Consider the following 12,280-nt stretch of genomic DNA (forward strand, 5'->3'; position numbering starts at 1 on the left):
ACAGCAGTCGACAGATACCGGACCGGAGAGAAGGACCCATGGCGAACCCGCCGGCCGGACTGCCGCGGCGCACCACCGTCGACGCGGCGCGGACGGCCCGGATGCTGAGCGACGCCCGGTACGCCACGCCCTTCGGACAGCGCGCCCGCACCGTTCCGCGCCCGGTGATCGAGGAGTCCTGGGAGCGCGCGTTACGCGGCGGGACCCACCCCGACCACGATCTGCGGACCGGGCTGCTCTCCCGCGAGGAGGTCGAACGGCGGCGCGGGACAAGCCCGTTGAGGCATGTCCTGCCGGTGCTGCGGGAGGGCCTGGTGTCGGTCGCGGACGCCGCCCACCACATCGTGCTGGTCGCCGACGACGAGGGCCGGGCGCTGTGGCGGGAGGGCAGCGCCGCCGTGCTGCGCAAGGCCGACGAGGTCGGCATCGAGGTCGGCACCGACTGGCGCGAGGACGTCATCGGCACCAACGGCGTGGGCACCCCGGCGGTCGTCCGGCGGCCCGTGCAGGTCTTCGCCGGCGAGCATCTCTCGCGCGCGCTGGCCGCGTTCACCTGCGCGGGGGCTCCGATCACGGACCCCAGGGACGGCCGGCTGATCGGTGTCGTCGATGTGAGCGGCCCGCTGGAGACCATGCACCCGGCCACCCTCGCCTGGGTCGACTCGGTGGCCAAGCTCGCCGAGGCCCGGCTGCGTGAGTTGCACATGACCTCGCTGGAGCGGCTGCGCGCGGTGGCGGCGCCGATCCTGCCCCGCGTCGGCGGCCGGGCCCTGGTGGTGGACCGGGACGGCTGGACGGCCGCGGTCACCGGGATGCCGTACGTGACGCGGATCGCGCTGCCCAAGTCGCCCTCCGGGGGCCGCCGTTGGCTGCCGTCCCTCGGGCTGTGCTCGCTGGAGCCGCTGGCCGGGGGCTGGTTGGTCCGCGTCGCCGACGCACCGGTGCCCGGCGCCGCCCGGATCGTCCTCGACCTCGCCCTGCCGCGCCGCTGGTCGGTGACGGTCTACGGCAGCGCGGGCTCCTGGACCCGTGAACTGAGCCCCCGGCATGCCGAGTTGCTCTACCTTCTGGCCCTGCACCGCACCGGCCGCAGCGCGGCGGCCCTGGCCGAGGACATGTTCGGCGACCCGGGCCGCACGGTGACGGTGCGTGCCGAGATGTCGCGGGTACGGCGCTACCTCGGGGCACTCCTGGAGCACCGTCCGTACCGGTTCCGCGAGGACGCCGAGGTCGAGGTGCTGCTGCCGGACGACCCGCGCGAGCTGCTGCGGCACTCGACGGCACCCGGGGTGACCAGGGGACGGACGGCGACCCAAGTGCCGTAGCGGAGAGGTCGGTTTAGCTGCCGCGGCCCGGACGGCAGGAGCCCGCCGGAGGCGGAGGCGCGGGTCAGGGCACTGCTGCGGACAGGTGGCGCAAAAGGCACGTCCGGCTGCATCTTCCGCATATTTGCGGGGTCTTACCCCTGGGGCGGCCATGACTGCCGTAGCATCCCTTTACGGGCCACCCCACCTGCTCCCTGGTCAACGCACGGATCACCAGGCGCAGTTGGCTCGCCTCGGGAGGACACTATGAGTGCACGTGGGCGACATCGCCGGCGCAGGCGGGGCAGGGCGCTGCGCGCCGTGCTCACCGGGGCCGCGCTCGGCCTCACCGCGGCCGCGACCCTGATCAGCGCCTCGCAGGCGACGGTCGGTTCCGATCCCGGGGCGCTGAAGCCCCTCACCTCGGCCTCCGACATGAGCGCGTTGCGGCTGCGGGAGCATCTGGAGCCACAGCGGTCCCTGGACCGGCTCTCCTCGGCGATGGGCCGCCCGGTGGGCGTCGGCACCGTCCTGGAGAGCGCCGACCACACCCTGCGCGACGCCGCGGACTGCACGACCGACGAGAAGTCGGCGCTGCCCGTCGAACCGGCGGCCACCCGCGCGTACTGCTGGGACAGCGGCGACGCGGCCGACCCCGCCTGGACACCACGCTCGGTGACCACGTCGGGCGACGCCGACGAGGACGGCTGGTGGGGCTCGAACCGGGTGATCCTCTCCGGCTGGAGCGCGAACACCCGCGGCCTGGCCAGGGTCGCCTTCGTGAACGCCGCCGACACCGCGCATCTCACCTACACCTGGGCCCTCCTCGCCGTACCGACGGACGGCGGGCGGGACTATCGAGGGCTCGTCTCCAAGATCTCCGGCATGGTCTGGTACGAGGACAAGCTCCTGGTCACGACCACCAGCGGGACCCGCGACGCGCTGTACGTGTACGACATGAACCGCATCCAGCGCACCACGGTGACGGCCTCCGCGGTCGGCCGGGTGCGCGAGGGCTGGTCGGCGGCCGGGTACCGGTACGTGCTGCCCGCGGTCGGGTCGTACCGGCTGGCCGGCGGCAAGGCGGCCGTACGGCCCGCGGGTCTGTCCCTGGACCGGAGCACCGTGCCGAACAGTCTGGTCGCCAGCGGGTCGAAGCGACTGTGGCGCTACTCCTTCAGCGGGGACCCCGCGCGTCCGGGGCTGCTCGCCACCGACTCGGCGGGGCGCGCGGCCGCCGACGAGGCGTACGCGACGAAGGTCGACGGCGCCGGGGGCTTGCTCGCGAACCGGTCCGCCTGGTACCTGGGCGGCGCGGCCGGGACGGACGGCGGCCGGGGCTCGATGTGGCGCCAGAACGAGCACGGCGCGAAGGCCACCGAGTGCGGGGCCGACGAGACGCACCAGTGCTGGAGCCCGCAGACCGACTCCCTCTCCTACTGGCAGGAGACCGGCGAGGTCTGGTCGGTGTCGGGGCGGATGCTGTTCGCCCTGCCGCTGAAGTCGATCGACAGCTCGCTCCGTTGATCAGCTGATCGACAGATCCCGTGCCCGGATGATTCCCTGACGGACATGACGAACATGCCGGTGACCACCTGGTCCCTGGAGCAGACCGACCCGAGCGACCTCCTCCCGGCCATCGCGCCGGAGGGGGACGTGCGGATCGCCCGCTCCGAGCTGCCCTCCCCCGAGTTCAGCCGCTATCTGTACGCGTCCGTGGGCGGGGACATCCTCTGGATCGACCGGCTGCACTGGACGTTCGCGCAGTGGCAGGAGCACCTGGACCGGCCGGGAGTGGAGACCTGGGTCGTGTACGACCGGGGCACGCCCGGCGGGTACGTGGAACTGGAGCCGCAGGACGACGGGGTCGTCGAGATCGTCTACTTCGGTCTGGTCCCCGCCTTCCGTGGCCGCCGCCTCGGCGGCCACCTCCTCTCCTACGGCGCCGCCCGCGCCTGGGACCTCGCCGACCGCTGGCCCGGGCGGGCCCCCACGAAGCGGGTCTGGCTGCATACCTGCAGCCTGGACGGCGTGCATGCGATGGACAACTACCAGCGCCGGGGCTTCAAGCTCTTCGACACGCAGGTCGAGGAGGTGACACAGGCGCCCACCCCGGGCCCCTGGCCGGGCGCCTACCGCGCCTGACCTGCGCCGACAAGACAGCGTGCGCGGCTTGTGACCGATGACACCCTCGTCTCACATAGCGGGACCAGGGTGTCCGCATGACGGACGAAGCTGGACTGTGTCCAGAACGCCGTGACACGCTTCCGTCATGTCCGGAACTGGAATTGCCTTGGTGAGTCGGCGGCACGTCGACCTCGGCCGCATGTCCAGCGCCATCTGTCCGGCGGGCTAGCCGAGCCGCAGCACCGCCGGTTTTCCCCGTATCTGCCTCATACTGCGCAAAGACGCGCGCGTATGCCCGCATGCGCCCGTACACGCAGGTCAGAGCCGATCACCCGCCTGTCCCGGAGGACGTAGAACCATGGCCGCCACCCCTGAGAACCCTGCAGCCGCAGCGCCCCGCCGCAAGGTGAGCCGTCACCGCGGTGAGGGTCAGTGGGCAGCCGGACACTTCACCCCGCTCAACGGGAACGAGCAGTTCAAGAAGGACGACGACGGTCTCAATGTGCGGACACGCATTGAGACGATCTATTCCAAGCGCGGGTTCGACTCGATCGACCCGAACGACCTCCGCGGCCGTATGCGCTGGTGGGGGCTGTACACCCAGCGCAAGCCCGGGATCGACGGCGGCAAGACCGCGATCCTGGAGCCGGAGGAGCTGGACGACAAGTACTTCATGCTGCGCGTCCGGATCGACGGCGGCCGGCTGACCACGGACCAGCTGCGGGTGATCGGCGAGATCTCGCAGGAGTTCGCGCGCGGCACGGCCGACCTCACGGACCGGCAGAACGTGCAGTACCACTGGATCCGCATCGAGGACGTGCCCGAGATCTGGAACCGCCTGGAGGCGGTCGGTCTCTCCACCACCGAGGCCTGCGGCGACACGCCCCGCACCATCCTCGGCTCGCCGGTCGCCGGGATCGCCGAGGACGAGATCATCGACGGCAGCTCGGCCATCGACGAGATCCACCGCCTCTACATCGGCACCAAGGAATTCTCCAACCTCCCGCGCAAGTTCAAGACGGCGATCTCAGGATCCCCGCTCCTGGACGTCGCCCACGAGATCAACGACATCGCGTTCGTCGGCGTCGAACACCCCGAGCACGGCCCCGGTTTCGACCTGTGGGTCGGCGGCGGCCTGTCCACCAACCCGAAGATCGGCGTCCGGCTCGGTGCCTGGGTCCCGCTGGACGAGGTCCCGGACGTCTGGGCCGGCGTGATCGGCATCTTCCGCGACTACGGCTACCGGCGGCTGCGCACCCGCGCCCGTCTGAAGTTCCTCGTCGCCGACTGGGGCCAGGAGAAGTTCCGCCAGGTCCTGGAGGACGAGTACCTCAAGCGCAAGCTCGTCGACGGCCCCGCCCCCGCGCAGCCGGTCCAGCGCTGGCGCGACCACGTCGGCGTCCACCGCCAGCAGGACGGCCTCTTCTACGTCGGTTTCGCCCCGCGCGTCGGCCGCGTCGACGGCACCACGCTCACGAAGATCGCCGAGCTGGCCCACGCGCACGGCTCGGGCCGGCTGCGCACCACCGTCGAGCAGAAGATGATCGTGCTCGATGTCGAGGAGGGGCAGATCGAGTCCCTGGTCGAGGGTCTCGAAGCGCTCGGCCTCACCGCCAGGCCCTCCCCCTTCCGGCGCGGCACGATGGCCTGCACCGGCATCGAGTACTGCAAGCTGGCGATCGTCGAGACGAAGCAGCGCGGCATCACGCTCATCGACGAACTGGAGCGCCGTATCCCGGAGTTCGACGAGCCGATCACCATCAACATCAACGGCTGCCCGAACGCCTGCGCCCGTATCCAGGTCGCGGACATCGGTCTCAAGGGCCAGTTGGTCCTCAACGACGAGGGCGAGCAGGTCGAGGGCTTCCAGGTGCACCTCGGCGGCGCCCTCGGTCTTGAGGCCGGCTTCGGCCGCAAGGTCCGTGGCCTGAAGGTCACTTCGGAGGAACTGCCCGACTACGTCGAGCGGGTGCTCACCCGGTTCCAGCAGGAGCGCGAGGACGGCGAGCGCTTCGCCACCTGGGCGACGCGCGCCAGCGAGGAGTCCCTCACGTGAGCGAGCGGGCCGCCCCCTTCTACTGCCCCTACTGCGGCGACGAGGACCTGCGTCCCAACGAGCAGGGCCACGGCGCATGGGAATGCGCGGCATGCAATCGGGCCTTTCAGCTGAAGTTCCTCGGGCTCCTCGCCCGGGGGCTCCGGCAGACCGACGCAGGGGGAGACGAGATATGACGACGACTCAGAAAGCGCGCCCCACCGACGACTTGAAAGCCCTGGCCGAGCAGGCGGGCCGCGACCTGGAGGACGCCTCCGCGCTGGAGATCCTCCAGTGGGCGGTCACGACCTTCGGCAAACAGTTCTGTGTGACCTCCTCGATGGAGGACGCGGTGGTGGCCCACCTCGCCTCCCGCGCGATGCCCGGCGTCGACGTGGTGTTCCTCGACACCGGCTACCACTTCCCCGAGACCATCGGCACCCGCGACGCGGTCGAGGCCGTGATGGACGTCAACGTCATCACGCTCACCCCGCGCCGGACCGTCGCCGAGCAGGACGCCGAGTACGGCCCCCGACTGCACGACCGCGACCCGGACCTGTGCTGCAAGCTGCGCAAGGTCCAACCCCTGGAGCAGGGCCTGACCAAGTACGCGGCCTGGGCGACCGGACTGCGCCGCGACGAGTCCCCGACCCGGGCGAACACCCCGGTCGTCGGCTGGGACGAGAAGCGCCGGAAGGTCAAGGTCTCCCCCATCGCCCGCTGGACCCAGGACGACGTGGACGCCTACGTCGCCGAACACGGCGTCCTCACCAACCCGTTGCTGATGGACGGCTACGCGTCCGTCGGCTGCGCGCCCTGCACCCGCCGGGTCCTGGAGGGCGAGGACGCCCGCGCCGGCCGTTGGGCGGGGCGCGGGAAGACCGAGTGCGGGCTGCACGAATGACCATCACGGAGAAGGAGTCGCACGTGACGACCGGAGCCACCGTCTGGCTCACCGGACTGCCGAGTGCCGGCAAGACCACCATCGCGTACGAGCTGGCCGACCGGCTGCGCGAGGAGGGCCACCTCGTCGAGGTGCTCGACGGCGACGAGATCCGCGAGTTCATCTCCGCGGGCCTCGGCTTCAGCCGCGAGGACCGGCACACCAACGTGCAGCGCATCGGCTTCCTGGCCGAACTGCTCGCCCGCAACGGTGTGTTGGCGCTCGTCCCGGTCATCGCGCCGTACACCGACAGCCGCGAGGCCGTCCGCAAGCGGCACCAGGAGAGCGGCGCCGCGTACATCGAGGTGCATGTGGCCACCCCGGTCGACGTGTGCTCCGTACGCGATGTGAAGGGTCTCTACGCCAAGCAGGCCGCCGGTGAACTGACCGGGCTCACCGGGGTCGACGACCCGTACGAGGAGCCCGAGTCGCCCGACCTGCGGATCGAGTCGCAGCACCAGACCGTGCAGGAGTCGGCGGCGGCTGTCCACGCGCTGCTCACCGAGAGGGGACTGGCATGACGACGACCGCTGCCAAGGCCGAGGACGGTACGGACACGCCGTACGCACTCTCCCACCTCGATGCTCTTGAGTCCGAGGCGGTGCACATCTTCCGTGAGGTGGCGGGTGAGTTCGAGCGGCCGGTGATCCTCTTCTCCGGCGGCAAGGACTCGATCGTCATGCTGCACCTCGCGCTGAAGGCGTTCGCGCCCGCGCCGGTGCCGTTCTCGCTGCTGCATGTGGACACCGGACACAACTTCCCCGAGGTCCTTGAGTACCGCGACCGTGTGGTCGCCGCACATGGGCTGCGGCTCCATGTGGCCTCCGTACAGGACTACATCGACCGCGGTGTGCTGCGCGAACGCCCCGACGGCACCCGGAATCCCCTCCAGACCGTGCCGTTGACGGAGAGGATCCAGAGCGAGAAGTTCGACGCGGTCTTCGGCGGCGGTCGTAGGGACGAGGAGAAGGCGCGCGCCAAGGAGCGGGTGTTCAGCCTCCGCGACGAGTTCTCGCAGTGGGACCCGCGCCGCCAGCGCCCCGAGCTGTGGAATCTCTACAACGGGCGGCACGCGCCCGGTGAGCACGTCCGCGTGTTCCCGCTGTCCAACTGGACCGAGCTGGACGTCTGGCAGTACATCGCCCGCGAGGGGATCGAGCTGCCCGAGATCTACTTCGCGCACGAGCGTGAGGTGTTCGCGCGGGACGGCATGTGGCTGACCGCAGGTGAGTGGGGCGGGCCGAAGGCGGACGAGACCGTGGAGAAGCGGCTCATCCGGTACCGGACCGTCGGTGACATGTCGTGCACCGGTGCCGTCGACTCGGACGCGGTGACGCTGGAGCAGGTCATCACCGAGATCGCGGCGTCCCGGCTGACCGAGCGGGGCGCGACGCGCGCCGACGACAAGATGTCCGAGGCCGCGATGGAAGACCGCAAGCGCGAGGGGTACTTCTAACCATGAGCACCATCACGACCGAGGAGCTCTCGGCCACCACGCTGCTGCGGTTCGCCACGGCGGGCTCCGTCGACGACGGCAAGTCCACTTTGGTCGGGCGGCTGTTGCACGACTCCAAGTCGGTCCTCACCGACCAACTGGAGGCTGTGCAGCGGGTGTCGGCCGACCGCGGCCAGGACGGTCCCGACCTCGCGCTGCTCACCGACGGTCTGCGGGCCGAGCGCGAGCAGGGCATCACGATCGACGTGGCGTACCGCTACTTCGCCACGCCCCGGCGCCGGTTCATCCTCGCCGACACGCCCGGTCACGTGCAGTACACCCGCAACATGGTGACGGGTGCCTCCACGGCCGAGCTGACGGTGATCCTCGTCGACGCCCGCAACGGTGTCGTCGAACAGACCCGGCGCCATGCGGCGATCGCCGCGCTGCTGCGCGTCCCGCACGTGGTGCTCGCGGTCAACAAGATGGACCTGGTCGAGTACCAGGAGACCGTGTTCGCCGCGATCGCCGAGGAGTTCACCGCGTACGCAAGCGAGTTGGGCGTCCCGGAGATCACCGCGATCCCGATCTCGGCGCTGGCCGGCGACAACGTGGTGGACCCGTCCGCGAACATGGACTGGTACGGCGGGCCGACCTTCCTGGAGCACCTGGAGTCGGTGCCGGTCGCCCACGACCTGAGCCACTGCCACGCGCGGCTGCCCGTGCAGTACGTGATCCGGCCGCAGAGCGCCGACCTCCCGGACTACCGGGGTTACGCGGGTCAGATCGCGGCCGGCAGCTTCCGCGTCGGCGACCCCGTGACGGTGCTGCCCTCCGGGAGCACCACGAAGATCTCCGGCATCGACCTCCTCGGCAAGCCGGTCAGGACCGCGTGGACCACACAGTCGGTGACGATCCTGCTGGAGGACGACATCGACGTCTCGCGCGGTGATCTCATCGTGCCCAGCAAGGACGCCCCGGCGACCACGCAGGACATCGAGGCGACGGTCTGCCATGTCGCCGACGCGCCGCTGACCGTGGGCCACCGGGTGCTCCTCAAGCACGGCACCCGCACGGTGAAGGCGATCGTGAAGGACATCCCGTCCCGGCTCACGCTCGACGACCTGTCCCTGCACCCGCATCCGGGACAGCTCGTCGCCAACGACATCGGCCGGGTGAAGATCCGCACCGCGGAGCCGCTGCCGGTCGACTCGTACGCCGATTCGCGCCGAACGGGCTCGTTCATCCTGATCGACCCGGCCGACGGCACCACGCTCACCGCCGGCATGGTCGGCGAGTCGTTCGCGGCGCCGGAGCCGGTCAAGGACGCGTCGGACGAGGACGGTTGGGACTTCTGACCATGAACTCCACGGACTTCTACTCGACGTTCGCGAAGGAGGGCGGCCGCGTCGGCAGCGGCGCCCTCGGCAGCGGGCAGGGCGGGGTGGCGCGATGTGCGTGCTGACGTACGCGCACCGCTTGCGCGCCCAGTCCCCCCACCTTCCCCCACATTCTCGACTTCGCTCGAATCCGGGGGGACACCCACCCCGGACGCGACGAAAACGAAGACCTGCCGACCTCCCGGCCACGACCTGAGACCGTGACCGCCGGGCCAACGAGAGGAACACCTCCCGTGCCTGCCAACCGCTCGACTTACCTCCGTCGCGGCATAGCCGTGTTCGCCGCGCTCCCTCTGCTCACCCTCGCCGCCTGCGGTTACGGGTCCGACTCCAAGAGCACCAACTCCAAGGAGAAGGTCGCCGCCGGGTCCTCGAAGATCGAGGGTCTCGCCTCCGTGAAGATCGGCTACTTCGGTAACCTGACCCACGGGACCGCACTGGTCGGCCGTGAACAGGGCCTCTTCCAGAAGGAATTGGGCGCCACCAAGGCCGACTACGCCACCTTCAACGCGGGCCCGTCCGAGATCGAGGCGCTCAACTCGGGCTCCATCGACATCGGTTGGATCGGCCCCTCCCCCGCGATCAACGGTTACACCAAGTCCGACGGCAAGAGCCTGAAGATCATCGGCGGTTCGGCGTCGGGCGGCGTGAAGCTGGTCGTGAACCCGAAGAAGATCAAGTCCCTGAAGGACGTCAAGGGCAAGAAGATCGCGACGCCTCAGCTGGGCAACACGCAGGACGTGGCGTTCCTCAACTGGATCGCGGACCAGGGCTGGAAGGTCGACGCGCAGAGCGGCAAGGGTGACGTGACCGTCGTCCGCACCGACAACAAGATCACCCCGGACGCCTTCAAGGCCGGTTCGATCGACGGCGCCTGGGTGCCGGAGCCGACCGCGTCGAAGCTGGTCGCCGAGGGCGGCAAGGTGCTGCTCGACGAGTCGACGCTGTGGCCCGACAAGAAGTTCGTGATCACGAACATCATCGTGTCGCAGAAGTTCCTGAAGGCGCACCCGAAGGTCGTCGAGGCGGTCCTGAAGGGCTCGGTCGCGGCCAACAAGTGGATCAACGCCAACCCGACCGAGGCGAAGGCCGCGGCGAACAAGCAGCTGGAGGCCGACTCCGGCAAGGCGCTGCCCGCCAACGTCCTCGACCCGGCGTGGAGTTCGATCCAGTTCACCAACGACCCGCTGGCCTCCACCCTCAACTCCGAGGCGGAGCACGCGGTCAAGGCCGGTCTGCTGGAGAAGCCCGACCTGAAGGGCATCTACGACCTGACGCTCCTCAACAAGGTCCTCAAGGCGGACGGCGACAGCACGGTCGACGCCGCCGGCCTCGGCACGAGCTGATCGAGGGATCCCGATGACTTCCCAGGAGGTGACGACCATGGCCACGACCCTCGCCAAGGAGACCGCCACGTCGGTCGAGCACGCGGCACGCCTTGAGCATGTCTCGAAGTCCTTCGCGACGCCGCGCGGGCAGCAGCTCGTCCTCGACGACATCAGCATCGATGTCGCGCCGGGCGAGTTCGTCACCCTCCTGGGGGCCTCGGGCTGCGGCAAGTCCACGCTGCTGAACCTGGTGGCGGGCCTCGACAAGCCCACCGCCGGGTCCATCACGACGGACGGCCGCCCCGCGCTGATGTTCCAGGAGCACGCCCTGTTCCCCTGGCTCACCGCGGGCAAGAACATCGAACTCGCCCTGAAACTCAGGGGAGTTCCGAAGGAGGAGCGGCGCGGCAGGACCGAGGAGCTGCTCGAACTGGTCCGGCTTCAGGACGCGTACGGCAAGCGGGTGCACGAGCTGTCCGGCGGTATGCGCCAGCGTGTCGCCCTGGCCCGCGCGCTCGCCCAGGAGAGCCGCATCCTGCTGATGGACGAGCCGTTCGCGGCCCTCGACGCCATCACGCGGGACGTCCTGCACGACGAACTGACCCGTATCTGGGGCGAGACGGGCCTGTCCGTCCTGTTCGTCACGCACAACGTGCGCGAGGCGGTACGGCTCGCGCAGCGGGTGATCCTGCTGTCCTCCCGGCCCGGCCGGATCGCCCGCGAGTGGACGGTCGGCATACCGCAGCCGCGCCGCATCGAGGACGCGCCCGTGGCCGAACTGTCCCTTGAGATCACCGATGTACTGCGTGGGGAGATCCGCCGTCATGGCCAGCACTGAGACGACGACGGTCAAGGACGGCGGCAGCGTCGAAGCGGGCCTGGACGCACTGGAGTTCACGGCCACCGGTCGGCCGAGCCTGCGGCAGACCTTCGTCAACAAGATCTTCCCGCCGATCGTCGCGCTCGCGGTGGTCATCGTGGTGTGGCTGATCCTGACCCCGATCGTCGACGACCCGAGCAAGCTGCCCTCGCCGAGTTCCGTGGGCGGCGAGTTCAAGGACGCCTGGCTGAAGGGCGATCTGCTCGGGTACATCTGGACCAGCGTCTCGCGCGGTCTGCTGGGCTTCTTCTTCGCGCTGCTGATCGGCACCCCGCTGGGGCTGCTGGTGGCGCGGGTCAAGTTCGTGCGCGCGGCGATCGGCCCGATCCTGTCCGGCCTCCAGTCGCTGCCGTCGGTGGCGTGGGTGCCGCCGGCCGTGATCTGGCTGGGTCTGAACAACTCGATGATGTACGCGGTGATCCTGCTCGGCGCGGTCCCCTCGATCGCCAACGGGCTGGTGTCCGGCGTCGACCAGGTGCCGCCGCTGTTCCTGCGCGCGGGCCGCACGATGGGCGCGACCGGCGTCAAGGGCGTCTGGCACGTCACGCTGCCGGCGGCACTCCCCGGTTATGTGGCGGGCCTGAAGCAGGGCTGGGCGTTCTCGTGGCGCTCGCTGATGGCGGCAGAGATCATCGCCCAGTTCCCGGACCTGGGCGTGGGCCTCGGCCAGTTGCTGGAGAACGGCCGTACCAACAGCGACATGTCCATGGTGTTCGAGGCCATCATCCTCATCCTGTTCGTCGGTATCGCCATCGACCTGCTGATCTTCAGCCCGCTGGAGCGGTGGGTGCTGCGCAGCCGCGGTCTGCTGGTGAAAAGCTGAAGTCC

At 69.9% G+C, this 12,280-nt stretch carries 13 protein-coding genes; all 13 read left to right on the forward strand.

Features of this window, described 5'->3' with window-relative positions; all coding sequences use genetic code 11:
• Positions 1 to 38: 38 nt before the first annotated feature.
• The 13 genes from OG226_RS13025 (at position 39) to OG226_RS13085 (ending at position 12,275) form a co-directional block, all read left to right on the forward strand.
• Entirely contained in the window at positions 39 to 1,325 is a 1,287-nt protein-coding gene (locus tag OG226_RS13025) for a helix-turn-helix domain-containing protein (protein ID WP_328677236.1), read from the forward strand.
• A 246-nt stretch (positions 1,326 to 1,571) separates the two neighbouring features.
• Positions 1,572 to 2,831 carry a hypothetical protein gene (locus tag OG226_RS13030; RefSeq protein ID WP_328677238.1) on the forward strand — a complete coding sequence of 420 codons (1,260 nt, stop codon included), beginning with the start codon at positions 1,572 to 1,574 and terminating at the stop codon, positions 2,829 to 2,831.
• Positions 2,832 to 2,876: 45 nt separating this feature from the next.
• Complete coding sequence (locus tag OG226_RS13035; protein WP_328677239.1) at positions 2,877 to 3,449, forward strand: GNAT family N-acetyltransferase; 573 nt, start codon at positions 2,877 to 2,879, stop codon at positions 3,447 to 3,449.
• A 127-nt stretch (positions 3,450 to 3,576) separates the two neighbouring features.
• Entirely contained in the window at positions 3,577 to 3,660 is an 84-nt protein-coding gene (locus OG226_RS13040; RefSeq protein WP_309500612.1) for a putative leader peptide, read from the forward strand.
• A gap of 129 nt (positions 3,661 to 3,789) precedes the next feature.
• On the forward strand, positions 3,790 to 5,487 hold the full coding sequence (locus OG226_RS13045; protein WP_328677241.1) for a nitrite/sulfite reductase: 1,698 nt from the start codon (positions 3,790 to 3,792) through the stop codon (positions 5,485 to 5,487).
• Complete coding sequence (locus OG226_RS13050) at positions 5,484 to 5,663, forward strand: hypothetical protein (protein ID WP_328677244.1); 180 nt, start codon at positions 5,484 to 5,486, stop codon at positions 5,661 to 5,663. The genes OG226_RS13045 and OG226_RS13050 overlap by 4 nt, the downstream gene beginning before the upstream one ends.
• Complete coding sequence (locus OG226_RS13055; RefSeq protein ID WP_328677245.1) at positions 5,660 to 6,370, forward strand: phosphoadenylyl-sulfate reductase; 711 nt, start codon at positions 5,660 to 5,662, stop codon at positions 6,368 to 6,370. The genes OG226_RS13050 and OG226_RS13055 overlap by 4 nt, the downstream gene beginning before the upstream one ends.
• Positions 6,371 to 6,393: 23 nt before the next feature.
• Complete coding sequence (gene cysC, locus OG226_RS13060) at positions 6,394 to 6,930, forward strand: adenylyl-sulfate kinase (RefSeq protein ID WP_365303643.1); 537 nt, start codon at positions 6,394 to 6,396, stop codon at positions 6,928 to 6,930.
• Positions 6,927 to 7,865 carry a sulfate adenylyltransferase subunit CysD gene (gene cysD / locus OG226_RS13065; protein ID WP_328677250.1) on the forward strand — a complete coding sequence of 313 codons (939 nt, stop codon included), beginning with the start codon at positions 6,927 to 6,929 and terminating at the stop codon, positions 7,863 to 7,865. The genes cysC and cysD overlap by 4 nt, the downstream gene beginning before the upstream one ends.
• 2 nt (positions 7,866 to 7,867) lie before the next feature.
• Complete coding sequence (locus OG226_RS13070; RefSeq protein ID WP_328677252.1) at positions 7,868 to 9,202, forward strand: sulfate adenylyltransferase subunit 1; 1,335 nt, start codon at positions 7,868 to 7,870, stop codon at positions 9,200 to 9,202.
• A gap of 275 nt (positions 9,203 to 9,477) precedes the next feature.
• Positions 9,478 to 10,590, forward strand: coding sequence for an aliphatic sulfonate ABC transporter substrate-binding protein (locus OG226_RS13075; protein ID WP_328677254.1), 1,113 nt, complete (start codon positions 9,478 to 9,480; stop codon positions 10,588 to 10,590).
• A 37-nt stretch (positions 10,591 to 10,627) separates the two neighbouring features.
• Positions 10,628 to 11,410: an ABC transporter ATP-binding protein gene (locus tag OG226_RS13080; protein ID WP_328686298.1), complete on the forward strand. Its 783-nt coding sequence runs from the start codon at positions 10,628 to 10,630 to the stop codon at positions 11,408 to 11,410.
• Positions 11,397 to 12,275: an ABC transporter permease gene (locus OG226_RS13085; RefSeq protein WP_328677256.1), complete on the forward strand. Its 879-nt coding sequence runs from the start codon at positions 11,397 to 11,399 to the stop codon at positions 12,273 to 12,275. The genes OG226_RS13080 and OG226_RS13085 overlap by 14 nt, the downstream gene beginning before the upstream one ends.
• Positions 12,276 to 12,280 lie beyond the last annotated feature (5 nt).

Source organism: Streptomyces sp. NBC_01261, assembly GCF_036226385.1.
Classification (GTDB): Bacteria; Actinomycetota; Actinomycetes; order Streptomycetales; family Streptomycetaceae; genus Streptomyces.